Consider the following 25,094-nt stretch of genomic DNA (forward strand, 5'->3'; position numbering starts at 1 on the left):
CTGCATGCTGGGAGCCGCGTCGATCGACCGCGCGCGGCGACGCTACCGGTGCGGTTCCGTCAGGCGGGGGCGGGCGCGGCGCTTGCCGGCGCCGGCGCGTGCTTTGCCAGCGGATCGCCGATGAGCGGGCTTGGCACGTCCTCGCCGCGCTTGCGCTTGAACCAGGCGACCAGGCATTCGCCCAGCATCAGCATGGCCGGGGTCAGCACCAGCGTCAGCACCGTCGCGAAGGTCAGCCCGCCGGCGATGGCGCTCGACAGCTCTGTCCACCACTGGGTCGAGGGCGCGCCGAACGCCATGGTGCGGTGGACGAAGTCGATATTGACGCCGATCACCATCGGCATCAGCCCGAGAACGGTGGTGATCGAGGTCAGGAACACCGGCCGCAGGCGCTGGGCGCCGGTGCGCAACAGCGCTTCCAGCGGCGGCTGACCCGAGCGCCGCAGATCGTTGTAGGTGTCGATCAGGACGATGTTGTTGTTGACCACGATGCCGGCCAGCGCGATCACGCCGATGCCCCCCATCACCACCCCGAACGGGCGGCCGGTGAGGAGCAGGCCGTAGAACACTCCGGCCGTCGAGAACACGATGGCACTCATCACCAGGATCGCCTGGTAGATCGAGTTGAACTGGGTCACCAGCACCAGGAACATCAGGAAGATCGCCGCGCCGAAGGCGCCGGCGAGGAAGCTCATCGCTTCCGCCTGGTCCTCCGCCTCGCCGCCGAAGCGGAAATCGACGCCGGGCGGCAGGCTGGCCTGTTCCAGCGCCTGCCGCAGGGCGACGATCTGGTCGTTGACCAGCAGCCCCTCGGCGACGTCCGCCTCCACTGCCATGACCCGGCGCTGGTCGATGCGGATGATCGTGCCGACCTTGGGCGCCGGCTTGAAGGAGACAAAGTTGCGGATCGGCACGAGCCCCTGCGCGGTGGGGATCCGCAGATCCTGCAGCCGCTCCAGCGTGCGGTCGCCGGCCGGGAAGCGCACGCGGATCGGCACCTCGCCGTCGCCGCCGGCATCCTCGGGCCGATAGTTGGAAACCTCGATCCCGGCGGTCAGCAGCCGGACGGCCTGGCCGAGCAGCGAGACGTCGGCGCCGTAGCGCGCGGCCTCCTCGCGGTTGACCTGCAGCTGCCATTCGACGCCGGGCAGGGGGCGCGTGTCGGTGACGTTGGTGAAGCCGCCGATCTCCTCCATCAGCCCGCGGGCCGTGGCGATGCCATCGGCCAGCGTGTCCAGCGACGGGCCGAGCAGCTTGAGATTGACCGGCTTGCCGCTGGCCGGGCCGTTCTGCTCCTGCTGCACCTGGACCGTGATGCCGGGAATGTCGGCGACCCTTGCGCGGATGTCGTCGAAGATCGCCGTCGCCTTGCGCCGCTCGTCCCATTCGTCGAGCTCGAGCTGGACGGTGCCGATGACGTCGGCCCCGACCTGTCGGGCGCCGCCCTCGCTCAGCGTGCGGGCATAGACGGTCTGCACCTCCTCCATGCCGAGCAGCCGGTTCTCGACCCGGCGCACCAGCGCGTCGCGCTCGAAGATCGAGAAATTGTCGCGGGCGCGGATCTGCACCTGGGCGAATTCCGGTTCGATCGACGGGAAGAACTCGACGCCCTTGCCGTGCTGCGAATAGCCGTAGAAGGCGCCGACGAGCAGGACGGTGGCGATGACGAACGTGGCGAAGGGCGCCTTCACGGCGCTGCGCAGGACCCGCAGATAGGTGCCGGTCCAGCCGCCGATCTGCGACATGTCGCCGGTCTCGGCGGCCTCGATGGCCGCGCGCTGGCGCGCCGGCATCGGCTGGGCCTTGCCGATCATGCCGCCGAGCACGGGAATGAAGACCAGCGCCATGAACAAAGATGCGGCGAGGGTGATCATCACCGTGATCGGCAGGAATTTCATGAACTCGCCGACGATCCCGCTCCAGAACAGAAGCGGCAGGAACACAGCGAGCGTCGTGACCGTCGAGGCGATGATCGGCCAGGCCATGCGCTTGGCGGCCTGGCGATAGGCCTCGCGCGGGGAGGCGCCTTCCAGAAGCCGCCGGTCGGCGAGCTCGGTGGTGACGATGGCCCCGTCGACCAGCATGCCGACCACCAGGATCAGCGAGAACAGGACGATGATGTTCATCGTGTAGCCGGCGAGCCAGAGGATCGCGATGCCGGCGAGGAAGGAGCCCGGGATCGACAGGCCGACCAGCACCGAGGTGCGGAAGCCGAGCGCCGCGACGATGACGATCATCACCAAGACGATGGCCGAGATGACGTTGTTTTCCAGGTCGCCGAGCATGGTCTTCACCTGCTCGGACTCGTCCTGCAGGTAGCGCACGCTCACCGTCTCGGGCCAGGCTTCCTTCTGGCGCGCGACCACCTCGCGCACGGCGTCCACCGTCTCGATGATGTTGGCGCCGGAGCGCTTCTTCACTTCCAGCGCCAGCGACGGTTCGCCGTCGATGCGGGCAAAGCCCTCCGGGTCCTCGAAGGTGCGCCGCGCGATGGCGACGTCCTTGAAGGTCAGAACCGTCGAGCCGTCGACCTTGATCGGCAGGTCGAGCACGTCCTGCGCGTCCTCGATCAGGCCGGGCACCTTGAGGACGATGCGTCCGGCCCCGGTGTCGAGCGCGCCGGCGGCGATCAGCCGGTTGTTGCGGCTGATCTGGCTGACCAGTTCGTCGAAGGACAGATTGTAGGTCTCGAAGACCGTGGGGTCGATCAGGACCTCCATCAGCTCTTCGCGCTCGCCGCCGATGTCGATCTCCAGAACGCCCGACAGGGCTTCCAGATCGTCCTTGAGGTCGCCGGCGATATTGACCAGCGAGCGTTCGGGGATCGGCCCCGACAGGACGACGGTCAGGATCGGGAACAGCGAGGTGTTCACCTCGGTGACCACCGGCTCGTCGACCTCGGCCGGCATGTTCGGCTTGGCGCGGTCGACGGCGTCCTTGACGTCGGTCAGTGCCTCGTCGGCGTCGAAGCCCGCCTCGAATTTCAGCTGCACCGAGGCGAAGCCCTCGGAGGCGTGCGCCTCCATCTCGTCGAGCCCGGAGAGGGACGACAGTTCGGTCTCCAGCGGCCGCACCAGCAGGCGCTCGCTGTCCTCCGGCGAGATGCCTTCCAGCACCGCGCTGACATACATCACCGGGATCGGGATGTCGGGCGAGGATTCCTTCGGGATTGCCTGATAGCCGGCGATACCGGCGATCAGCACCAGGATGAGGAACAGGAGGACCGTGCGTGACCGGTCGAAGGCGGCGTCGATAAGGGCTCTCACTGGCCCGTCTCCGCGGCATCGTCGAAAAGCAAGGCGCCCGCCAGCGCCGGCGTCACCTCGCCGGTCACCTCCATGCCGTTGTCGCGCTGATAGGCTCGGATCGCCGAACGCGTCGATGCGCCGAGAACGCCGTCGACGGTGCCGGGCGAATAGCCGAGCGTTTCCAGCCGCTGCTGCAGCGCCCGCACCGGCAGGGCCTCCAGCGACGCTTCGATCTCGGCGGCGGTCTGCGGGGCGATCGAAGCGGTCTCGGTGCTCTCTTCGGTGGTCGCGGCCTCCGGCACGTCGGCGTCGGCATCGCCCTGCGCCACGATCCCGCCGGCGCCCTCTCCCTGTTCGCTGGCGGTTTCGCCGACGATGTCGGGGGCCGGTTCGGGAAGCTCCACCTGCGGATCTGCTGCGGTGTCCGGCTCACCCGGTTTACCCGGTTCGGGCGCCACGACGCGCACGGTCTCGCCGGCCGCGACGAAGCCCTGGCCCACCGAGATGATGCGCAGCTCGTCCGGCAGTCCGCTCACCCAGATGCCGTCGGTCTCGGCGCGCACCAGTTCGATCGGGTGGAAGCTGACGACGTCATCTTCGCCGACCGCCTTGACGCCGAGCGTGCCGTCCGGGCCGAGCGCCAGGAGGGCCGCCGAGATGAAATGCGCCGGCGTCTCGCCGGTGGGGATGCGGACCTGCGCCGAAATGCCGGCCGGGATGTCGCGGTCGGGATTTTCGACCACGACCTCCACCGGGAAGGTCCGGGTGGCGGTATCGGCATTGGCCGCGATGTAGCGCACCGTGCCCTCGCGCGCCTCGCCGGTAATGAAGGTGACGGCGGCCGGCTGGCCGACCCGGACCTTGCCGACATTCTGCTGGGCGATCTGCACGTCGACGGTCAGGGGATCGATGTCGATCTGCTGGCCGACCTCAGCGCTGGCGGCGACGAATTCGCCGAGATCGAGGTCGAAGGCGTCGAGCACGCCGGTGATCGGCGCGCGGATCTCGGTGTCGCCGGTGGTCTGCCGGATCGCTGCAAGCGCCGCCTTGGCGCTGGCGAGTTCGGCCTGCGCGGCCTCGACTTCGGCGGCGGTCGAATAGCCGCGATCGGCCAGCCCCGAGACCCGGTCGTACTCGCCCTGGCGGCGCGACAGCTCGGCCTCGGCCTGGGCGACCTGGGCGCTGCGATCGTCGAGCGCGATCCGGGCGATCAGCGTGCCTTCCTCGAGGAAATCGCCCTTGGCGACGAGCACCTCTTCCACCGTGCCGCCGACCTTGGCGCGCACCGGGGTGATGCGGTCGGGCGAGACCTGACCCTCGGCGGCGACGAACTGGGTCACCGCCTTGGCGGTCGAGGCGAAAGCCTCGACGGTGAAGGGCTGCTGCTGGCGCGCCTGCGGCGCCGTGGCGGTGTCTTCGGCAGGGTAGAGATAGCCCGAGCCCATCCACGCCACGAGGGCGAGAACGAAGAGGGTCGCCAGCCAGCCGGCATAGGACCTCGGTTCCCTGGCGGGGGGCGCGGTGTCGGCGGCCGGTGTCTGCGTCCGGTTTTCGTCGGTGCTGGTCATCGGTCGTCCGGGGTTTGCGCGGGCACAGGCTGATCGGCCAGGCGCGCGGCGATGTCGGCAAAGGCGGAGACCGACGTTTCGAAGAACTGGCGTGCCTCATCGAGCCGGGCGCGCTCGACGGCGGCGTCGCCGGGCAGGGCATCGGCGGTCTCGGCAAGGGTGGCGAGCATGTCCTGCATCCGCGCGATGATGCCGCGCATCATGTTCGCATAAGGGCGCTCGGCGAGGCGGAAGAAGTCCTGGCGCTCGCCCGGCACGGCCATCCGCTCGATCAGCCCCTTGCTCTCGAGGAGCCGGGCATTGGTCGAGATCGAACCGCGGCTGACGCCGAGGGTCTCGGCCAGCGCGCCGAAGCTCACCGGTTCGGGCGCAAGGATCAGATAGCCGAACAGACGACCCGCGATCCGCGGCAAACCTTCCACTTCGAGATGGTGGCCCATGCGGTCGACGAAATGCGCGCGCACGGCGCTGCCGTCGTCGGCCGGGACGGACTGGTGATCGAGGACGATGTTCATCCGGCGCAGATACGTGCGCCGGGCCGTTCAATCAAGACTGAACGCAGACAAATCGTTCAGCTATGGCTGAATGTCACGGAAGGGTGCCGGTCAGGCGACGGCGGGCTTGCCCGGACCTGCGGCGACGACCGGAGCGGGCGGCTGGAAGCTCTTCTTCAGCCGCGCGCTCAGATCCTCGAAGGGCTGCTTGCAGGGCCCTTCCTCAGGATGCTGGACGAGATGCTCGTAGACATGCGGCACCAGATCGACGGCCTGGTCCAGCGTCTGATCGCTGCCCCGCTGATAGCCGCCGAGGAGACGCAGATCCCGCGTGTCCTCGTAGCGCGAGATCATGCTGCGCAGGCGACTGACGAGCTCGCGCTCCTGCGGGTTCCAGGCCCGGTCGGCAAGGCGCGAGATGGATTTCAGGACGTCCACAGCCGGGAAACGGCCCTGTTCGGCAATCGCGCGGTCCAGCACGATATGGCCGTCCAGCGTGCCGCGGATGGCGTCGGCGATGGGATCGTTGTGATCGTCGCCATCGACCAGTACGGAGAAGATGCCGGTGATCGAGCCGGAGCCTTCGAGCCCCGGTCCGGCGCGCTCCAGAAGCTGCGGCAGTTCGGAGAAGACGCTCGGCGGATAGCCGCGCGCAACCGGCGGCTCGCCGGCGGCAAGGGCGACGTCGCGGGCGGCATGGGCGAGGCGGGTGACGCTGTCGACGATCAAAAGGACGCTGTCGCCCCGGTCACGGAAATATTCGGCGACGCTGGTGGCGGTGCGCGGCGCCAGGCGCCGCATCATCGGGCTCTCGTCGCCGGTGGCGACGATGGTGACGACCTTGGACAGATTGCCGGCCATGGTCTCTTCGAGGAACTCGCGCACTTCGCGGCCACGCTCGCCGACCAGGGCGACCACCACGGTGTCGAAGCCCTTGGCGCGCGCCAGCATGCTCATCAGCGTCGACTTGCCGACGCCGGAGCCGGCGAAGATGCCGATGCGCTGGCCGCGGACCAGCGGCGTGAAGATGTCGAGGGCGCGCACGCCCGTGGCGACGGGCTTGCCGGTGCGGCCACGCTGCATGGCGGGAAGCGGCGGCGCGTCGGCGCGGCGCGGATCGTCGCCTTCGGTTACCGGCCCCTTGCCGTCGGTCGGCCGGCCGAAGGCGTCGAGAACGCGGCCTTTCCAGCTGCGCGAGGGCGAGACCATGAAGGGCCCGATCTGACGGGCCGGCGCCTTGACGCCGCGCACGAAGCGGTTGGCGAAGGGTTTGACGGTCAGGCTGCCCTGCTCGATGCGCACCACTTCGCCGATCGCGTCGCCATCATCGCCCGGGCAGGCAATGCGATCGCCCAGCCGCACGAATGGCGAAAGGCCCGCGACGCGGAAGGCCTGCGGCGAGACGTCGATGATGTGGCCGGTGATCGACAGGCAATGATCGTCGAGCCGGGTCTGGCCGGAACCGGAGGTCGGCGCAGCCGTCACGAGTTCGTCCCGAGCGTCTTGACCGCGTCATCCAGCGTGCGCTCCGAGCTCTGCACGAGGTTGGACGCATTCTCGAAGGCGCGCTGCAGCGAGATCAGCCGGCTGATCTCGAGCATCGGATTGACGTTCGAGCCTTCCTGGAAACCCTGAATCACACCGACATCGGCGAATTCGACGATCGGCACGGCGGCGCGATCCGGGATCAGGCCGGAATTCTCGAAGCGCGTCAGCTTGGCGCCGGCCGGCAGCTGGAACAGGCCGACGGCGCCGGCCTGGGCGCCGTTCTGGGTGATCATGCCGTCACGGGTGATGGTCACCGGGCCGGCATTCGGATCGACCTGCAGCGGCGCGCCGCCGACATCGACGAGCGGATAGCCGCTGATCGTCTCGACCATGCCCTGGGCATTGATCCGCATGCGGCCGTCGCGGGTGTAGACCGGCCCGTTCGGCCCCTGGAAGGCGAAGAAGGCGTCGCCGTCCACGGCCATGTCCAGCGGGTTGCCGGTCTGGGTCATCTCACCGGAGCGGGTGGAGAAATAGGTGGTGCCCTCGGAGGCGAAGGAGACCGGCTCGGGCGCGCTGAGCGAGATCAGCTCCTCGAACTTGATCTCCTCGGCGCGAAAGCCCGTCGTGCGCGAATTGGCGACGTTGTGGGCAATGGTGTCGAGCCGCTTCGACATGGCGAGCTGCGCCGACAGGGCGACTGGAAGAGCAGTTTCCATCGTCAGATATCCCGACTGTCTTGGAGGAGACCGGACGTGGCGGCCGAACCGGCGGACAGGGCCGACCGGTCAAGAACGCGCTCGATGCGGGCCCGTCCGGCCATGCGCACGATGGCACCGGCCATATCGCGGCGCTTGAGGGTCGATCGGTTGGTTGCGGCCGGCATACGGGCCTCCGGTAGAAGAATGTATGCCGTGAAAATCCGGTCTCACCCTTGCGCCAGCCTGTCGCCACGCGCCGTTCCAGCCCGATCCGCCCGCCAGATTGGTGCGGGGGCAAGGCTCGCACAAGCGGTACTTCCTACCGGTGGTCTGCAACATTCGCATTCGGGGGCCGCATGGGCATTGTAGTCGGACTGATCGTCACCTTGAGCTGCCTTCTCGGCGGCTTCGTCGCCATGGGTGGCCATCTCGGCGTTCTCGTGCAGCCGTTCGAGTACGTCATCATTCTCGGGTCCTCGATCGGAACCTTCCTGGTCGCCAACCCCACCAAGGTGGTCAAGGACACCGGCAAGGCGGTGAAGGAAGCCTTCGCCAACAAGGTGCCCACGCAGAACGACTATCTGAAGGTGCTGGCACTGCTGCATCAGCTGATGCGCGAGATGCGCTCCAAGTCGCGCGGCGAGGTCGAGGCGCATATCGACGAGCCGAAGGAGTCGCCGATCTTCCAGGCCTATCCGGAGCTGATGAAGGACGAGTCGCTCGTCCACTTCATCTGCGACTATTGCCGCCTCATCATCATCGGCAACGCTCGTCCGCACGAGATTGAGGCGCTGATGGAAGAAGAGATCCAGACGATCTCCTCGGACCGGCTCAAGCCCAAGCACGCCCTCCAGGACATGGCCGACGGCCTGCCGGCACTGGGCATCGTCGCCGCCGTTCTCGGCGTCATCAAGGCCATGGGCGCGCTCGACCAGTCGCCGGAAGTGCTCGGTCACCTGATCGGCGCCGCCCTCGTCGGCACCTTCGCCGGCATCTTCTTCTCCTATGGCGTGGTCGGCCCGGTCGCCACCAAGGTGAAGTCGGTGCGCGAGAAGAACATCCGCGTCTTCGTCATCGTGCGCTCCACGCTGATCGCCTACATGAACGGCGCCATTCCGCAGGTCGCCCTCGAATACGGCCGCAAGACCATCTCTGCCTACGACCGCCCGTCCATCGACCAGGTCGAGACCGAGACCATCGGCGGTGGAGCCTGATCCGATGAGCCAGACCGAACAGATCAGCGGTGCGGATGTCGGCGAACGCCTTCGCAATGCCGCCGAATTCGAACCCCGGCGCCTGCCGCGCCTCAAGCACATGGCCGAGACCTGGGCCGCCTCGGCCGCGACCAAGATTTCCGCGATCGCCGGCGCGAGCCTCGACCTGACGCTTCGGGAGGTGGAATCGGATTTCGGTCCCGAGCTCGACGAAGCCGAAGACGACGGCACCATGTATGCGCCATTGTCTTCGCCGCGTTTTCGCAGCCCCGGCTATGCGATGCTCGACCACGAGGCGCTGGAGGCCCTGATCTCCGCGCTCTTCGCCGCCGAGCCGTCACCGCCGGGAACCCCGCCGCGCACGCCGACCGATCTCGACCGCAGCATCGTCAAGCTGGGGCTGGCGACCATCGCCGACTCCGCATTGTCGGTGTTCGAGATGATCGGCGAGTTGCGTCTGTCGGTGGGCAACATCATCAACGCGGCCGAACTCGGCGAGCAGCTGGCCGGCGAGACCGACCGGTTCATCCTGTTCCGCTTCGATCTGACGGTTGCCTCGCTGTCGACGACCATCACCTTCGCGCTGCCGGGCGCGCTCTTCGCGCCGCATCTCCGCTTCCTGCGGGAGCCGCCGAAGATGCCGCCGCCGGATCGCGAGGAAAGCTGGTCGAACGCCATCAAGGAAAGCTTCGCCAAGAGCGATCTTCGTCTCAGTGCCATCGTCACCAAGAAGAAGATCGACCTGGGAACGATCGCCGGCTTCGCTGTTGGCGACACCATTCCGCTGGATGTCAGCGCCAACAGCCTGATCGCCATCGAATGCGAGGACCAGCCGCTGTTCCGCGCCCATATGGGCCGCTCGCGCGATTCCTACGTCGTCCGCATCGAAGAGCGCATCGACCCCGCCGAGGAGTTTATTGATGATATCCTATCTGCTTGATTTCGCTCTCGTCGTGGCGCTGGTCGTGACGGCGTTCCGCTGCACCCGCATGCAGCGCGAGCTGCGGACCCTGCGCTCCTCGGAAAGTGCGCTCTCCGCCTCGCTCGCACAGGCCGATGCCTCGATCACCCGCGCCGCCGAAGTGGTGGTCGGGCTGAAGCACGAGGGCGTCGAGACGCTGCGCCGCCTGGAATTCCGGATTGCCGAAGCCGACGACGCCACCGACCGGCTCGGGCGTCTGATCGTCGAGGCGGACGCCCTGCCGCGCCGTGCCGAGGCCGGCCGCGTTCATCGCGTCCTGCCGCCGGCAGGCGAATGGACCGATCGCAGGCTTCACGCCAGTCTGGCCGGCTAAATCGGATTGATCACTCCCGTGTGACACGGCCCCCGCATGATGCGGACGGCTGAAGACCCAAGGACGAAAACGCCATGACCGACGACAACTTCGCCACCAGCAGCGCTGACCTGGGCACCGGCCGGATGGATCTGGACCTGGTGAAGGATCTGCAGGTCACGATGCACATCGTGCTCGGCTCGACCAGCATGACCGTCGCCGAAGTGCTCGACCTGGGTCGCGGTGCCGTGGTCAAGCTGGAGAGCAAGGTCGGCGACCCGGTCGACGTGATCATCAACGGTCGTGTCATCGCCCGCGGCGAGATCGTCGTCCTCGACAACGACGAGCAGCGCTTCGGCGTCACCCTCACCGAAGTTGCCAAGCCGGGCGCGCGCATTGCCGCCAAGAACCAGCGGGCAGCCTGACGATCATGTCGATGATCGCCGCTTTTCAGGATAACGTTCCGGAACTGCCGGCAAGCGGCAAGGCCCGCGTGGCTGTTCTGCTCCTTACGCTCGGAGCACCCGGCACGTCCCGGTTGCTCAAGCATTTCTCCGCCAGCGAGATCAAGCTTCTGAAGGAAAGCGCGGCCGGTCTGCAATCGGTCACGCCCGAACAGATCGCCGAGCTGGTCGACGAGTTCCAGGACGCCTTCAAGAAGGCGCCGGGGCTGGACGCGCCGTCCCAGCAGATGACCAATCTGCTCAAGGAGTCGCTGTCGGAAGAAGAATTCGAGACGATCTTCTCGGTGTCGCCCGGCGAAGGCGACGACGGCGCGAAGGCTGCCGAGCGCGATTCCCGCAATGTCTGGGATTCGGTCGCCGAGCTGCAGGGCGAGATCCTTGCGCCGCGGCTGTCGCGCGAACACCCGCATGTGGTGGCGGTGCTCCTGTCGAAGATCCGGCCCGATACGGCGGCGACCGTCGCCCGCGAATTCGATCCGGCTTTCCGGCATGACGTCATGCGCCGGGTGCTGACGCTGAAGTCGCTGACGCGGCCGGTGCAGCGCCTGCTCGAGGTCCATCTGCGGCAGGCCTATCTGGCGTCGCCGGACAGGGGCGAGCAGCAGAGCAGCCACACGATCCTCGCCGACATCGTCAACCGCATGTCGAAGAGCCATGCCGACGACCTGATCGTGATGCTCGACCAGACCTCGCCGAAGGATGCCGAGAAGCTCCGCAACCTGCTCTTCGCCTTCGACGACATCGTGGCGCTCGACAAGCGCGCCCGCATGGTGCTGTTCGATGCGATCGACACGGAGGTGATCATCACCGCCTTCGTCAGCGCGAGCGAAGAGCTGAAGGAGGCCGCACTGTCCTCGCTCAGTGCCCGTTCGCGGCGCATGGTCGAGGCCGAGTTCAAGCGCGGCGACGAAAAGCCGGCGGCCGACATCGATCGCGCCCGCCGCCAGGTGGCCAGCACGGCGCTGGAGCTGTGGAGCCAGGGCAAGCTGGATCTGCACGGCGAATCCGAAGCATAACGGCGCGAAAGCGCCGCGTGTCCTCCACGGCTTTCCCGTCATCGGCCGGGAAAGCCGTTCTCTTCACTGAACGTCAACACCTGCGGAGCTTAATCGCCAGTGTCGGATAGCGAGGACAAATCCTCAAAAACAGAGTTCCCGACCGAGAAGAAGATCAGCGACGCGGTCGAGAAGGGCAACCTTCCGGTTTCGCGGGAAGCGCCTATTTTGGCCTCGCTTCTGGCCATCATGGCGTTCATCGCGCTGCAAGCCCGTGAGGGTGTCCAGCGCCTCCTGCTGTCGCTGCAGACGACGTTCGAGAACCCGCTCCAGTGGGATTTGGATACGAGTGCCGATGCTCTACACGTCCTGCATATGCTGGCCCGCGAGGCCGTCTGGTTCATCCTGCCGGCCGCAGGGCTCTTCGTCGCCGGCGGCGTCATCTCTTCCGTCCTGCAGAATCCGCCCCAGATCAATATCGAGCGCATTCGGCCGAAATGGTCGAACGTGTCGCCGGCATCCGGCTTCACGCGCATTTTCGGCCTGCGCGGGCTGACGGAGTTCGGCAAGGCGGTGTTCAAGTTCATCACCATCGGCGTCGTCGTCAGCATGTTGCTCGTGTCGAGCTTCCCGACGATGATGCAGGCCATGTTCGCGGACCCCGTGCTGGTGCCCGAGCTGATCCTGCAGATGGCGATGAAGCTCTTGTCGGGCATCTCGATCGCCACCATCGTGCTCGTCGCCGCCGACCTGGCCATGACCCGGTTCCACTGGCGCCGCGACCTGATGATGTCGAAGCAGGAAATCAAGGACGAGAACAAGCAGGCCGAGGGCGATCCGCAGATCAAGGCGCGCCAGCGCCAGATCGGCCGTGACCGTGTCCGCCGCCGCATGATGGCCGACGTGCCGCTGGCCACCCTGGTGATCGCCAACCCGACCCATTACGCCATCGCGCTGCGCTACAATCGCGAAGAGGGCGGCGCTCCGATGGTCGTCGCCAAGGGCGCCGATCTGGTCGCGCTGAAAATTCGTGAAATCGCCGAAGCCAACGATGTTCCGGTAATCGAAGACAAGCTCTTGGCAAGGTCGATGTACGATCATGTCGAAATCGATCAGATGATTCCGCCCCAGTTCTTCAAGGCGATCGCTGAGATCATCTATTTCCTCCACTCCCGCACGGGATCCAAGGTAGGAGTTGCTACAGCGTAGCCATGCTGGATATTCGCAAGCACAGGACCTTGTCCCGGGAGCGCGCGCTCGCCGAAGGCATCAAGGAAGTCGCCGCCGAGCTGCGGCTGGTCGAAGTGGTCGATTACATCGCCTTCCTGCGACTGGAGCGCTACGGCAATCTGTCCGACATCGTGACCTCCTCGGCGGAGCTGTTTCTCAAGCCGGGTGTCCTGCGCTTCGCCAATTCCGGTCATGTCCGGGTGTCGTGGGGCACGGTGCCGATCGTCTGCCTGGCGCTGGAATTCGTCTATGACGGCGTGACCGCGCATTTCCAGCTCGAGCTGGGCGCCGCCACCGCGGCCGTCGACATCACCTACATCTCCTTCGACAGCCCGGCCTGCCCCGACGAGGGCGTCGAGCGTCTGGAAAACGCCATCCACGACGCGCATCTGAAGCCGCGCGCGTCCTGATCCGGGCGGTCCGGCGGACCGCTCCGATCCCTCTCCGCAAGTCCCGCACCAGCCCCGCTCCGCGCGCCATGCCGCGGATGCGGGATTATGGCCTCCTGCGGGCAATACTTTCCCCCTGACGTTTCATTTCAAGTCGTTCCTGCCGATCCATCAAGCTTCGGACAAGCGCCTCGTCCTAAGGCTGGACCCGTCGCAAGTTTTCAGCGCGGATCGTCATGGATAGTCTCTACATCTTCGGGCTCGCATCGCAGCGCACCGCCTATCTGGCCCAGCGCCAGACGGTGGTCGCCGAGAACGTCGCCAATGTCGACACGCCCGGCTACACCTCCAAGGATATCTCGTCCTTCACCGAGGCGCTCGACGCCACGGCGCTGCGCATGTCGCGGTCGCAGGCGATGCATCTGGCCTCGATGGACAGTGCGGGCGGCGGTTCCGACGTCGTCAACGAGATGCCCTGGAGCGTCAAGCATTCGGGCAACTCCGTCAGCCTGCCGCAGGAAATGCTGAAGGCCGGCGAAGTGTCGCGCGAATACGCCCTCGGCACGTCGGTGGTGAAGTCGTTCCATCGCATGCTCATCATGTCCGCGAAGGGATAATCCGATGGCCGATCCACTGCTCTCGTCTCTGAAGATCGCCGCCAGCGGCCTGCAGGCGCAATCGACGCGCATGCGCATCGTCTCCGAGAACATCGCCAATGCGCAGACCACCGGCACGACGCCCGGCAGCGATCCGTATCAGCGCAAGATGGTCAGCTTCCAGAGCGAGCTCGACCGGGTCTCGGGCGCCCAGATGGTCTCGGTCGACAAGGTCGGCCGCGACGACACGCCGTTCATCCTGGAAAGCGATCCCGGCAATCCGGCCGCCAATGCCGACGGCTACGTTAAGATGCCGAATGTGCGGATGCTGGTCGAGATGGCCGATATGCGCGAAGCCAACCGCTCCTACGAAGCCAACATCCAGGTGGTGAAGCAGGCGCGTGAAATCATCAACATGACCATCGACCTGCTGAGGAGCTGACCATGATTCCTGCTATCGGAGCGAGCCTGCCCCGCATCCAGACCGGCAGCGTGGATGCCGGCCTCGCCACCACCGGCGCAACCGCGACCCCCCAGGGCGCCGGCGCCGATTTCAGCGCCGTCCTGTCGCAGATCGCCAAGGACGCCGTGACCACCGTCCAGTCCGCCGAGGCCACCTCGATCCGTGGGATCAACGGCCAGGCGACCACCCAGGCCGTCGTCGAGGCGGTCATGGAAGCCGAACGCACGCTGCAGACCGCGGTCTCGATCCGCGACAAGGCGGTCAGCGCCTACATGGAACTGTCGCGGATGGCGATCTGATCCGGCGGTCTCCGCCACCTGAAACTTTCCACGGCGCCCCGCATCGACGGGGACCGGGCACACCGTCCTGAAGGAAGCATCCGATGCGAGCCCTTGCGATCGCCGCGACCGGCATGAATGCGCAGCAGACCAATGTCGAGGTCATTGCCAACAACATCGCGAACATCAACACGACCGGCTTCAAGCGGGCCCGTGCCGAGTTCACCGATCTGCTCTACCAGGTCGAGCGCGCCCAGGGCGTCGCAGCCCGCGGCGGTCAGGGCGTGGTGCCCGAGGGTGCCCAGCTCGGCCTCGGTACGCGGCTCGCGGCCATCCGCAACCTGCATATCCAGGGCACGCTCAACCAGACCGGCAACAAGCTCGATCTCGCCCTGAACGGCGAAGGCTGGTTCCAGGTCCAGGGCCCGGGCGGCGAGATTCTCTACACTCGCGACGGCGCCTTCAACACCAATGGCGACGGCCAGCTCGTGACCCTTGACGGCCTGCTCGTCGATCCGGCGATCACCGTGCCGGCCAACACCAGCGAGGTCATCGTCAACGAGAGCGGCCAGGTCTTCGCCCGCGTCGGCGGTGCCGCCGATCTGGAAGAGCTCGGCCAGCTGACGCTTGCCACCTTCGCCAACAATGCCGGCCTTGCCGCGCAGGGCGGCAATCTGTTCCGCGAGACCATCGCTTCGGGTGCCCCGACGGCCGGCGTTCCGGGCGACGAGGGCTATGCCACCATCCAGCAGGGCTATCTGGAAGATTCCAACGTCGATCCGGTGAAGGAAATCTCCGAGCTGATCTCGGCCCAGCGCGCCTACGAGATGAACTCCAAGGTGATCTCGGCAGCCGACGAGATGGCGAGCGTCGTCTCGAAGGGGATTCGCTGAATCATGGGCGGCGGTACGCGCGATCCCGGCCGGGTCATGGCCGTACTCTACGCCGTGGCGCTGGCGCTCGCGGCCCTCGTCATCCTGTCGGTTCCGGTTCGGGCCCTGGCGGCCGAACTCGAACTGCCGGTGCCGACCACGGTCATCTATCCCGGCCAGAGCGTCACCGCGCCGGGGCTCAACCACAAAGCCTTTTACGTCAAGGACGACAAGATCGGGCTCTATGCCGTCGATGACAGCGCCCTGATCGGCCGGGTCGCCCGCCGCACCCTTCTGCCGGGCAAGGCGATCCGCCTGTCCGACCTGAAGGAGCCGGATCTGGTGCGCGCCGGAGCCGCCGTTACCCTCGTCTACAGCGAGGCGGGCCTCGTCATCACCGGCCAGGGTACCGCGCTGCGCTCCGCTGGCGCCGGCGAGACCATACGCGTCCGCAATGCCGACAGCGGCATCATCGTCTCCGGCATCGTGTCGGCGGACGGAAGCATCAGGATATCGGGATGATCCGCAAGCATCTGATCCTCGTTGCCGGCCTGGTCGCCGCATTGGTGAACAGCAGCCTGGCCGCCGACTATCCGGGCTCGGGCGGCGGTGTGCCGTCGCTGCCGGCGCCGGTCATCGGCGACGCGGCGAGTGCCCGCGGCAGCGTGCGCATCAAGGATATCGTCGACATCCGCGGCGTGCGCCCCAACCAGCTCGTCGGCTACGGTCTCGTCATCGGCCTGCAGGGCACCGGCGATTCCATGCGCAACTCGCCCTTCACCGAACAGTCGATGCAGTCGATGCTCGACCGCATGGGCGTCAACATCCGCTCGCAGAATTCGCGCAGCAAGAACGTCGCCGCCGTCACCGTGACCAGCGAACTGCCGGCCTTCATCGGCACCGGCTCGCGCATCGACGTGACCGTGTCCTCGCTCGGCGACGCCACCTCGCTGATGGGCGGCACGCTGGTGATGACACCGCTCTACGGCGCCGATGGCGAGATCTATGCGGTTGCGCAGGGGTCGCTCGCCGTCAGCGGCTTCGCTTCGGAAGGCGACAGCGAGAAGCTGACCCAGGGCGTGCCGACCACCGGCCGCGTGCCCAATGGCGCGCTGGTCGAGCGCGAGGTGCCCGGCGGCTTCAACGACGACGGCAAGCTGGCGATCGAGCTGCGCAATCCCGATTTCCGCACCTCGATCCGCGTCGTCGACGTGATCAACGATTATGCCCGCAGCCGCTGGGGCCAGCCGGTGGCCCGCGAGGAGGATTTCCGCACGGTGCATCTCAAGCGCCCGTCCGAGGTCTCCAGCACGCGCTTCATCGCCGAGATCGGCGAATTGCGGATCGCACCGGACCAGCCGGCACGCGTGGTGATCGACGAGCGCACCGGCACCGTCATCATCGGCAAGGATGTGCAGATCTCCCTCGTCGCCGTCACCCACGGCAATCTGACGGTGCGGATCAGCGAGATGCCGTCGGTGTCGCAGCCGGCCCCGCTCTCGGACGGCCAGACGGTCGTCACGTCGGAGACCATCATCGACGCTCGCGAGGATGGCGGCAATTTCGCCTTCGTCGGCGGCGCGGATCTCGAAACAGTCGTCCGCGGCCTCAACCGCATCGGACTCAAGCCGACCGGGATCATCGCGATCCTGCAGGCGATCAAGACGGCCGGCGCCCTTCAGGCCGAACTCGTGGTGCAATGATGATCCAGGCTTTCCATCCCCGCTGGCGGTGCCTCGCCCTGTTCCTGACCGTCTCCCTTGCCGCGGGTACCGCCCATGCGGTCGAAGCCAAGAAGCCGGTGCAGCCGGACGAACTGCCGCCGCAGGAAGTGCGGGTCGTCGGGCCGAAGGGGGAGGTGATCACGCCCCCCAAGCCTTCGACCGAGGTCGAGGCCTATTGCCTGAGCATCGCCGACAAGGCCCAGGATGCGCGCTATGCCCTCGAGCAGAAGCAGCTGACCGAACTGGAAGCGGCGGTCTCCGAGCAGATCGACGAATTGCAGGCCAAGCGCGAGGACTACAACGCCTGGCTCGCCGAGCGTCAGCGCTTCCTCGACGACGCCTCCAAGATCGTCGTCGACATCTACACCAACATGGATTCCGTCGCCGCCGCGTCGCAGCTTGCGATCGTCTCGCGCAGCGATGCCGCGTCGGTGCTGGTGCGCCTGAAATCGCGCCTGGCGAGCGACATCCTCAGCGAGATGGAACCGAAGGTGGCCGCCGAGATCGCCTCGCTCATCGTCGCCAAGACGTCGGCCGGCAGCACCCAGGGCGCCGAGCAGGTTGCGGAGAAGCGCACGTGAAGCCTTTGATCCTTCTCGCCGTCGCGGCTCTCGCCGGCTGTTCGACGGCCGGCAACGACGCGCTGCGCGAGCCGTCGCTCTCGCCGGTCGGCGCAGGGCTCTACGAATATCCGCCGATCATCGCCCAGCCGGCGTCCTTCCCGGCCAGCAAGCCGCATACGTCGCATTCGCTGTGGTCCGATGCCCGGGCCGATTTTTACCAGGACCCGCGGGCCCTGAGCGAGGGTGACATCGTCACGGTCAAGATCCGCATCCGCGACCAGGCCTCGATCGACAACAACTCCGAACGCTCGCGCAAGTCCGGCATCGCCGCCGGCCTCGATCTGGCCGGCAATCTCGGCCAGTACACGCTGCCGACGGTGGGCGCCCAGCTCGGCTCGGACAACAGCTCCGACATGACCGGCAAGGGCAAGATCAAGCGCTCCGAGGACATCGACCTGTCGGTCGCCGCGGTCGTCGGCCAGAAGCTGCCGAACGGCAATCTGTTCATCTCGGGCCAGCAGGAAGTGCGGGTCAATTTCGAGGTGCGCGTGCTGTCGATCGCCGGCATCATCCGGCCGCGCGACATCCTGCCGGACAACACGATCAACTACGACAAGATCGCCGAGGCGCGGATCTCCTACGGCGGCCGCGGCCGGATAACCGACGTCCAGCAGCCCGGCTGGGGGCAGCAGATCTACGACGCCGTCGCCATCCAGTAGGGGACGCTGCCGCCAAGGCAAGTCTCGCGTCAGGCTGAACCGCTAACGCTCGATCGTCGGGCAGGGCTGGACCATGAGGGTCCGTCCATCGACGAAACAGCGGAAGGGTTCGGCGCATGGCCAGCATTGGCGCATCGGACGAAGAGACCGAAAAGGCAGGGGGTCTGATCCCCACGGCGATCGCAGTGGCGATACTGACGCTCGTGGGCGGCGGCGGCGGCGCGGTGCTGGGCATGATGCTCGCTTCGCCGGAACCCGCAGCGGCCACGACGGCGCCGGCCGAGGCGCCCGGCGCCGAGATCGTCGACATCGAGGCCGGCGATCTGGCCGAGAGCGCGGACAAGCTGCCGCTCAAGCTGATGCCGCTCAAGCCGGTCCTCACCAACATCTATTCGCCGCCCCAGACCTGGCTCCGCGTCGAGGCGGCCCTGGTCTATCGCGACGACGGCTCGGCCGATCCCGAGGTGCTGGCTGCCCAGATCGAGGCCGACACGCTGGCCTTCCTGCGCTCGGTGCAATTGTCCCAGGTCGAGGGCACCCGCGGCCTGATGCATCTGCGCGAGGATCTGCGCCAGCGCGCCAAGCTGCGCTCGCCCGCCGTTGTCGACTACCTCATCCAGACGATGATCGCCGAATGAGAACGCTCCTCTTTCTGGCGGCGCTGCTGTTTGCCGGACCGGCGCTCGCACAGACCGCCCAGACCTCGGGACTGCCCGATCTCGCCAGCCTCCTGCCGGCCGGCGACTCGACCGCCTCCGGCCGCATCGTCCAGCTCTTCGGCATCGTCACCATCCTGTCGATCGCGCCGGGCCTCCTGGTCATGGTCACGTCCTTCACGCGCATCGTCATCGCGCTGTCGATCCTGCGCACCGGTCTCGGCCTGCAGACGACGCCGGCCAACCTGATCCTGATCTCGCTGTCCTTGTTCATGACCTTCTTCGTCATGGCGCCGACCTTCGACCGGGCCTGGAACGACGGCCTGCAGCCGCTGCTGAACAACGAGATCACCGAGGAAGAGGCGTTCTACCGGATCAGCGAGCCGTTCAAGGACTTCATGCTGACGCAGGTGCGGCCGGAAGACCTGACCTTGTTCGGCGACATCGCGGCGGCCACCAGCCGCGAGCGGGTCGAGCCGGAAGAGCAGGGCGCCGCCGACGAGCGCGACGTCGATCTGCGGGAGCTGATCCCGGCCTTCATGATCTCCGAGCTGCGCCGCGGCTTCGAGATCGGCTTCCTCATCGTGCTGCCGTTCCTGGTGATCGACATGATCGTCGCCACGCTGACCATGTCGATGGGCATGATGATGCTGCCGCCGACGATCATCTCGCTGCCGTTCAAGATCCTGTTCTTCATCCTGATCGACGGCTGGAACATGCTGGTCGGGTCCCTGGTCCGATCCTTCTTCTGACGACGCGATTTTCCGGGCGCGTTCCGCCTGCCGCGTCGTCAGCCTTAACTCCCCATTAAGGTTAACAAACTACCTTTACGACCAATGGGGGCGAGCGCAGGCGGGCCTCCGTGCGTCGCCTTAGCGGAATGCGGGCGAAGTTAGCACCGAGGGTAGAGTGTCATGACCAGCATCAATACCAATATCGCGGCCATGGCGGCCTTGCAGACGCTGCAGGCGACCAACCGGTCGATGGATGCGACCCAGAACCGCATCTCGACGGGCTACCGCGTCGCCGAAGCCAAGGACAATGCCGCCTATTGGTCGATCGCCACGACGATGCGCTCGGACAACAAGGCCCTGTCGGCAGTCGAGGACTCGCTGGGTCTCGGCGCCGCCAAGGTCGACATCGCCTACACCGCGCTCGAAAGCGCCATCGACGTGGTCGACGAGATCAAGGCCAAGCTGGTCGCGGCCAGCGAGCCGGGTGTCGACAAGACCAAGATCCAGTCGGAAATCAGCGAGCTGAAGAAGCAGCTGCAGAGCATCGCGTCCTCCGCCTCGTTCTCCGGCGAGAACTGGCTGCAGAATGACGCTGCTTTGGCCGCCGGCAACAAGGACATCGTCGCCTCCTTCAACCGCGACTCCACCGGCGCGGTCTCGATCGGCACGATCACCGTTGACGTTTCGGCGATGACCCTGATCGGAACGGTGAACGAGACCACCGGCGTTCTGACCAAGAACTACAACGCCGACGGCATCAGCATTCCGGCCGGCACCGCCGCCGACTACGTCCTTTTGGATGCCGGCGCGACGGGCACGGGCGCGAGCGGCACCGAGATCGCACTGACCGGCGCGACCACCACCCTCCAGATTTCGTCGATGATCAAGGTCGTCGACGCGATCCTCAAGGACATGACCAACGTCGCAGCCAATCTGGGTGCCGCCAAGTCGCGTATCGAGCTGCAGCAGAATTTTGTCTCCAATCTCACCGACTCGATCTCGTCGGGCATCGGCGCACTGGTGGATGCGGACATGACGGAAGAATCGACCCGCCTGAAGGCGCTGCAGACGCAACAGCAGCTGGGCGTCCAGGCGCTGTCGATCGCCAATTCCTCGAGCCAGGCGATCCTGCAGCTCTTCCAGAACTGATCGGCGCAAGACTTCGGCGGCGCCTCTCGCGGGTCGCCGGCATGACGAATGGAAGCCGTCCTCAGGGGCGGCTTTTTGCGTTCTAACGTACTGCGCAGGCCGGGGTGAGGGGAGAGGGCCCGAAAGTCTCTGTTAACCATGAAAGGGAACAGAGCGTTACCGTTAACAAGTCGGAAGGAGGCTGCCGCGATAGTCGTCCTCATAGCGATGCGTTCCACCTTGCAGGTCGAGAGCGCAGGGCATGATGCCGTCTCGCTATGCCGGCCAACCCGGACTGTCCCCCTATTCAGTTTACCGCGTTACGGGACATCATCATGACCTCGATCAATACCAATGTGTCGGCGATGACGGCTCTCCAGAGCCTGTCGATGATCAACACCAATCTCAACGAGACGCAGAGCCGCATCTCGACCGGCTACCGCGTCAACGCGGCGTCCGACAACGCGGCCTACTGGTCGATCGCCACCACCATGCGCTCCGACAACAAGGCGCTCGGTGCCGTCGAGGACGCGCTCGGCCTCGGCCAGGCCAAGCTGGACACCGCCTATACCGGCATGAAGGCCGCCATCGACGTGGTCGACGAGATCAAGGCGAAGCTCGTTGCAGCCCGCGAGCCGGGCGTCGACAAGACCAAGATCCAGGCGGAAATCACCGAGTTGCAGGGCCAGCTGACCTCGATCGCGACTTCGGCCTCCTTCTCGGGCGAGAACTGGCTGTCAATCGGCGCGGGTATCACCGCCGGCACCAAGACGATCGTGTCCTCGTTCAACCGTGCCGCCGATGCTTCGGTTTCGGTCAGCACCATCGGCGTCGACACCACCAAGACCAAGCTGTTCGATGCCGACAACAACAACGGCATTCTCGATGTCGGACGCACCAACGGCACCGTCGTCTCCACCTTCACGATCGTCGGCGCGTCGGACCCTCAGGTTTCTCTGATGATCTCGGATGTGGACGAGGCGCTGCAGGACATGACGACCGCTGCCTCGAACCTCGGCGCTGCCAAGAACCGTGTCGACATCCAGTCGGAGTTCGTCTCGACTCTGCGCGACTCCATCGAGAAGGGCGTCGGCACGCTGGTGGATGCGGACATGACCGAGGAGTCGACCCGGCTGAAGGCGCTGCAGACGCAGCAGCAGCTCGGCGTCCAGGCGCTGTCCATCGCCAACTCGTCCTCGCAGTCGGTGCTGTCGCTCTTCCGTTAATCGGATCGCACAGTCCGAAGGGACCGGTCGGGTCCGGCCGCAAGGCCGGGCCCGTTTTGCGTCCGGCTTCCGGCCGGCGGTGAGGGGAGGGGGGTGGAACAGATCGGCCTACGAACTGTACGACAATCTTACCTTGCACGGGGCAACTGCAAGATAATCTTACTGTTTTTATTTTCCGAGAACCAACCTCAGGGCCGGGTCCGCAAGACAAATGAAAGCAATTTCAGTCCAGATGGGCGGCGACTGCAAAGACGATGCAGCGCATCCCTGACGCAAGCTTCGATGGGCCGACGATAAGAATCCGTTAACCATCGCTCCCCTAATTTCCACTCGGCGTCGTTCCGCAAGCCCGGAGCCGTCGCCGCCGCTTTCCAAGGACGTACCTGCTCATGCAAATGGCCAATCTCAAGATATCAACGAAGATCGCAGCAGCCTTCGCGATCCTCGTCGTGATCGCCGCCTGCATGGGGGCGCTGCTGTTCCAGTCGATGGTCAAGATCGAGACGGCCGCCGAGGACAAGAACAATCAGGTCGCGCTGTCGAACGCCGCGATCGACGCGCGCTTCGCGCTGGCCCGCCAGGAAAACTCGCTGCGCGGCTTCATGATCACCCGCGACGCCTATTTCTCGGGCCGGGTGAAGGAGCATTATGCGACCTTCCAGAAGAACGTCGCATATCTCGGCGAGGTCGCCGGTGCCGGCAGCCCGATCGCCGCGCAATTGCCGCAGGTGTCTGCCGCGATGCAGGCTTGGCAGACCGAGATCGCCGACCCGGTGATCCGCAATGCCGGCAACGAACTCACCTACCCGCAGGCGCTGGCGCTCTTCAATTCCGGCAAGGCTGACGAGTTCATCGAGCCGATCGAGACCATTCTCGATGGCGTCCGCGAGACGACGACGGCCGGCGTCGCCGCGGCCAGCAACGCCGAAGCCGCTGCCAATGTCGCCGCCGAGAGCGCTCTTCTGGCCGGCATGGGCGCGCTGATCCTGGTTGCCGCCGGTCTCGGTTGGGCCCTGTCCCGCGGGATCGCCACTCCGATCGTCCAGATGACCGGCGTGATGCGCAAGCTGGCCGATGGCGACAAGACCATCACGGTCCCTGGCGCGCAGCGCAAGGACGAGGTCGGCGAGATGGCCGGCGCTGTCGAGACCTTCAAGCAGGCAGCGATCGAGCGGGACGAACTCGCCGCAACGGCCGAGGCCGCCCGCATCAGCCAGGACGAGGCCAAGAAGCGCCAGGCGGCGCTCGACAATGCCAAAGCGGAAGACCTACGAGCCTTTGTCGCGGTCGTCGAAGTGGGCTTCGAGCGTCTGTCGGCCGGCGACCTGACCGTGCGCATGCAGGACAGGGTGGCCGAGGAATTCGAGCCGATCCGGGCGAAGTTCAATGCCAGCGTCACCTCGCTGGAAGAGGCCATCGGCCATGTCGTGACGTCCATCGCCTCGATCCGCACCGGTCTCGGCGAGATCAACACGGCGTCCAACGATCTCGCCCACCGCACCGAACAGCAGGCGGCGAGCCTCGAGGAAACCGTCGCAGCCCTTGGCGAAGTGACCCAGGCCGTCAACGAGACTGCCGAGGGCGCCGGCAAGGCGCAGCAGGTGGCGTCGGGTGCCCGTGAGAAGGCCCAGAAGGGCGGCGAGGTCGTCGGCAAGGCGGTCGCGGCCATGGGCCAGATCGAGCAGTCCTCCGAGAAGATCAACTCGATCATCTCCGTCATCGACGAGATCGCCTTCCAGACCAACCTCCTGGCGCTGAATGCCGGCGTCGAGGCGGCACGGGCCGGCGAGGCGGGCAAGGGCTTTGCGGTCGTCGCCCAGGAAGTGCGGGGCCTCGCCCAGCGCTCGGCGGAAGCGGCCAAGGAGATCAAGACGCTGATCGCCACGTCCCGCGAGCAGGTCGGCACCGGCGTCGAGCTGGTCACGGCCTCGGGCAAGTCGCTGGAGGAGATCGTCACCGAAGTCAGCGCCATGGCGGAGGTCATCTCGACCATTGCCTCCTCGGCCCGCGAACAGGCGACGAGCCTGCGGGAAGTCTCGGGCGCCGCCGACCAGATGGACAAGGTGACCCAGCAGAACGCCGCGATGGTGGAAGAGGCGACCGCGGCCAGCCAGACGCTGGCCAACGAGACCGACGAACTGGCCCATGCCATGGCCAAGTTCAGCACCAGTGCCGGCAATGCCGGCGCCCGCCGCAGCGATGGCCGGGCGCAGCCGCAGCGCCATGCTCCGTCCCGCGGCGTGACGCAGATGCGCACCACCGGTTCGGGCGGCGCCGCCCGCGCCGCGCAGATTCAAGAAGATAGCTGGGAGGAGTTCTGATGGCCCGGAAGCCCGCAACCCGCAAGGCGACATCCGTCGGCCTGCCGGAAGTTCTCGACATCAAGGCAGCCGCGCCACTGGCGGAACAGCTCCTGGCCCTGCGCGGCGGACCGGTCAAGGTCGACGCCTCCAAGGTCACCCGGCTCGGCGGCCAGTGCGTTCAGGTCCTGCTCTCGGCAGCCGCGACCTGGAAGGGCGATGACACGCCGTTCGACCTCGACACACCTTCGGACGCCTTTTTGAGCGGCCTCGAACTTCTCGGGCTGTCGCCCGAGCACATCAGCGACAAGGGAAGCCTCGCATGAGCAGGACAGTTCTGACGATCGACGACTCGCGCACCATGCGCGAGATGCTGCGGGCGACGCTGTCGTCGCAAGGTTTCATTGTCGTGCAGGCCGAGGACGGTGCCCACGGGATCGAGGTTCTGGAAGGTATGGAAGTCGAGCCGGATGTCATCATCACGGACATCAACATGCCCCGCAAGGACGGCTTCCAGTTCATCGAGGAAGTGCGGGTCGATCCCCGGCGCCGCGCCATCCCGATCCTGGTGCTGACCACCGAGAGCGACGCCGAGAAGAAACAGCGGGCCCGCACCGCGGGCGCGACCGGCTGGATCGTCAAGCCGTTCGACCCGGTCAAGCTGGTCGACGCGATCAACCGCGTCGCCGCCTAGGCAGAGCGCCCTGTCGGCGGTCACGGGCCCGAGCGGGCCAGTGACCGCGACGCAGACAGCAGTCCGAGCAGGAACA

General features: G+C 66.4%; 27 protein-coding genes. 22 read left to right on the forward strand and 5 right to left on the reverse strand.

Annotation, left to right across the window (positions count from 1 at the left end; translation table 11 throughout):
• Positions 1-59: 59 nt before the first annotated feature.
• The 5 genes from H9Q09_RS09545 to flgF form a co-directional block, all read right to left on the reverse strand.
• Positions 60-3,266, reverse strand: a complete 3,207-nt coding sequence (locus H9Q09_RS09545; protein WP_187390832.1) for an efflux RND transporter permease subunit — start codon at positions 3,264-3,266, stop codon at positions 60-62.
• Positions 3,263-4,816: an efflux RND transporter periplasmic adaptor subunit gene (locus tag H9Q09_RS09550; protein WP_187390833.1), complete on the reverse strand. Its 1,554-nt coding sequence runs from the start codon at positions 4,814-4,816 to the stop codon at positions 3,263-3,265. The genes H9Q09_RS09545 and H9Q09_RS09550 overlap by 4 nt, the downstream gene beginning before the upstream one ends.
• Positions 4,813-5,331 (reverse strand): MarR family transcriptional regulator, encoded by a 519-nt coding sequence (locus tag H9Q09_RS09555; protein WP_187390834.1) that lies wholly within the window; start codon positions 5,329-5,331, stop codon positions 4,813-4,815. The genes H9Q09_RS09550 and H9Q09_RS09555 overlap by 4 nt, the downstream gene beginning before the upstream one ends.
• Before the next feature lie 90 nt (positions 5,332-5,421).
• Positions 5,422-6,795 carry a flagellar protein export ATPase FliI gene (gene fliI / locus H9Q09_RS09560; protein WP_187390835.1) on the reverse strand — a complete coding sequence of 458 codons (1,374 nt, stop codon included), beginning with the start codon at positions 6,793-6,795 and terminating at the stop codon, positions 5,422-5,424.
• The gene (gene flgF, locus H9Q09_RS09565) at positions 6,792-7,517 is read right to left on the reverse strand and encodes a flagellar basal-body rod protein FlgF (RefSeq protein WP_009210361.1); all 726 of its coding nucleotides are present in this window, start codon (positions 7,515-7,517) and stop codon (positions 6,792-6,794) included. The genes fliI and flgF overlap by 4 nt, the downstream gene beginning before the upstream one ends.
• Before the next feature lie 338 nt (positions 7,518-7,855).
• Here flgF and motA point away from each other — a divergent pair, with 338 nt between their 5' ends.
• The 22 genes from motA (at position 7,856) to H9Q09_RS09675 (ending at position 25,018) form a co-directional block, all read left to right on the forward strand.
• The gene (gene motA, locus H9Q09_RS09570) at positions 7,856-8,713 is read left to right on the forward strand and encodes a flagellar motor stator protein MotA (RefSeq protein WP_024350303.1); all 858 of its coding nucleotides are present in this window, start codon (positions 7,856-7,858) and stop codon (positions 8,711-8,713) included.
• 4 nt (positions 8,714-8,717) lie between these two features.
• Positions 8,718-9,653: a FliM/FliN family flagellar motor switch protein gene (locus tag H9Q09_RS09575; RefSeq protein ID WP_024350304.1), complete on the forward strand. Its 936-nt coding sequence runs from the start codon at positions 8,718-8,720 to the stop codon at positions 9,651-9,653.
• Positions 9,634-10,008, forward strand: a complete 375-nt coding sequence (locus H9Q09_RS09580; RefSeq protein WP_187390836.1) for a hypothetical protein — start codon at positions 9,634-9,636, stop codon at positions 10,006-10,008. The genes H9Q09_RS09575 and H9Q09_RS09580 overlap by 20 nt, the downstream gene beginning before the upstream one ends.
• A gap of 74 nt (positions 10,009-10,082) precedes the next feature.
• Positions 10,083-10,412, forward strand: a complete 330-nt coding sequence (gene fliN / locus H9Q09_RS09585; protein ID WP_024350306.1) for a flagellar motor switch protein FliN — start codon at positions 10,083-10,085, stop codon at positions 10,410-10,412.
• Between the two features lie 11 nt (positions 10,413-10,423).
• Positions 10,424-11,467: a FliG C-terminal domain-containing protein gene (locus H9Q09_RS09590; RefSeq protein WP_024350307.1), complete on the forward strand. Its 1,044-nt coding sequence runs from the start codon at positions 10,424-10,426 to the stop codon at positions 11,465-11,467.
• Positions 11,468-11,566: 99 nt separating this feature from the next.
• Positions 11,567-12,655: a flagellar biosynthesis protein FlhB gene (gene flhB / locus H9Q09_RS09595; RefSeq protein ID WP_024350308.1), complete on the forward strand. Its 1,089-nt coding sequence runs from the start codon at positions 11,567-11,569 to the stop codon at positions 12,653-12,655.
• Between the two features lie 29 nt (positions 12,656-12,684).
• Positions 12,685-13,086: a hypothetical protein gene (locus H9Q09_RS09600; RefSeq protein ID WP_228239723.1), complete on the forward strand. Its 402-nt coding sequence runs from the start codon at positions 12,685-12,687 to the stop codon at positions 13,084-13,086.
• Between the two features lie 215 nt (positions 13,087-13,301).
• Entirely contained in the window at positions 13,302-13,682 is a 381-nt protein-coding gene (gene flgB / locus H9Q09_RS09605) for a flagellar basal body rod protein FlgB (protein ID WP_187390837.1), read from the forward strand.
• Between the two features lie 4 nt (positions 13,683-13,686).
• Positions 13,687-14,103 (forward strand): flagellar basal body rod protein FlgC, encoded by a 417-nt coding sequence (gene flgC / locus H9Q09_RS09610; protein WP_009210354.1) that lies wholly within the window; start codon positions 13,687-13,689, stop codon positions 14,101-14,103.
• Between the two features lie 2 nt (positions 14,104-14,105).
• The gene (locus tag H9Q09_RS09615) at positions 14,106-14,423 is read left to right on the forward strand and encodes a flagellar hook-basal body complex protein FliE (RefSeq protein WP_024350311.1); all 318 of its coding nucleotides are present in this window, start codon (positions 14,106-14,108) and stop codon (positions 14,421-14,423) included.
• Between the two features lie 83 nt (positions 14,424-14,506).
• On the forward strand, positions 14,507-15,295 hold the full coding sequence (flgG, locus tag H9Q09_RS09620) for a flagellar basal-body rod protein FlgG (RefSeq protein ID WP_024350312.1): 789 nt from the start codon (positions 14,507-14,509) through the stop codon (positions 15,293-15,295).
• A 3-nt stretch (positions 15,296-15,298) separates the two neighbouring features.
• Positions 15,299-15,796 (forward strand): flagellar basal body P-ring formation chaperone FlgA, encoded by a 498-nt coding sequence (gene flgA / locus H9Q09_RS09625; protein WP_024350313.1) that lies wholly within the window; start codon positions 15,299-15,301, stop codon positions 15,794-15,796.
• Positions 15,793-16,977, forward strand: a complete 1,185-nt coding sequence (gene flgI, locus H9Q09_RS09630) for a flagellar basal body P-ring protein FlgI (protein WP_246716079.1) — start codon at positions 15,793-15,795, stop codon at positions 16,975-16,977. Before flgA ends, flgI begins: the two co-directional genes overlap by 4 nt.
• Positions 16,977-17,579 carry a MotE family protein gene (locus H9Q09_RS09635; protein WP_155898448.1) on the forward strand — a complete coding sequence of 201 codons (603 nt, stop codon included), beginning with the start codon at positions 16,977-16,979 and terminating at the stop codon, positions 17,577-17,579. Before flgI ends, H9Q09_RS09635 begins: the two co-directional genes overlap by 1 nt.
• Positions 17,576-18,280, forward strand: coding sequence for a flagellar basal body L-ring protein FlgH (gene flgH, locus H9Q09_RS09640; RefSeq protein ID WP_009210349.1), 705 nt, complete (start codon positions 17,576-17,578; stop codon positions 18,278-18,280). The genes H9Q09_RS09635 and flgH overlap by 4 nt, the downstream gene beginning before the upstream one ends.
• 116 nt (positions 18,281-18,396) lie before the next feature.
• Positions 18,397-18,918 (forward strand): flagellar basal body-associated FliL family protein, encoded by a 522-nt coding sequence (locus H9Q09_RS09645; RefSeq protein ID WP_024350316.1) that lies wholly within the window; start codon positions 18,397-18,399, stop codon positions 18,916-18,918.
• Positions 18,915-19,688 (forward strand): flagellar type III secretion system pore protein FliP, encoded by a 774-nt coding sequence (fliP, locus tag H9Q09_RS09650; protein ID WP_024350317.1) that lies wholly within the window; start codon positions 18,915-18,917, stop codon positions 19,686-19,688. The genes H9Q09_RS09645 and fliP overlap by 4 nt, the downstream gene beginning before the upstream one ends.
• Before the next feature lie 162 nt (positions 19,689-19,850).
• A complete protein-coding gene (locus H9Q09_RS09655; protein ID WP_187390838.1) occupies positions 19,851-20,819 on the forward strand; it encodes a flagellin in 969 nt (322 codons plus the stop codon).
• 314 nt (positions 20,820-21,133) lie between these two features.
• Positions 21,134-22,024 (forward strand): flagellin, encoded by an 891-nt coding sequence (locus tag H9Q09_RS09660; protein ID WP_187390839.1) that lies wholly within the window; start codon positions 21,134-21,136, stop codon positions 22,022-22,024.
• 389 nt (positions 22,025-22,413) lie between these two features.
• Entirely contained in the window at positions 22,414-24,345 is a 1,932-nt protein-coding gene (locus H9Q09_RS09665; RefSeq protein WP_187390840.1) for a methyl-accepting chemotaxis protein, read from the forward strand.
• Entirely contained in the window at positions 24,345-24,650 is a 306-nt protein-coding gene (locus H9Q09_RS09670; protein ID WP_187390841.1) for an STAS domain-containing protein, read from the forward strand. Before H9Q09_RS09665 ends, H9Q09_RS09670 begins: the two co-directional genes overlap by 1 nt.
• Positions 24,647-25,018: a response regulator gene (locus tag H9Q09_RS09675; protein ID WP_009210338.1), complete on the forward strand. Its 372-nt coding sequence runs from the start codon at positions 24,647-24,649 to the stop codon at positions 25,016-25,018. The genes H9Q09_RS09670 and H9Q09_RS09675 overlap by 4 nt, the downstream gene beginning before the upstream one ends.
• Positions 25,019-25,094: the final 76 nt, after the last annotated feature.

Source organism: Aurantimonas sp. DM33-3 (assembly GCF_014334315.1).
In the GTDB taxonomy this organism is placed as follows: Bacteria; Pseudomonadota; Alphaproteobacteria; order Rhizobiales; family Rhizobiaceae; genus Aurantimonas; species Aurantimonas coralicida.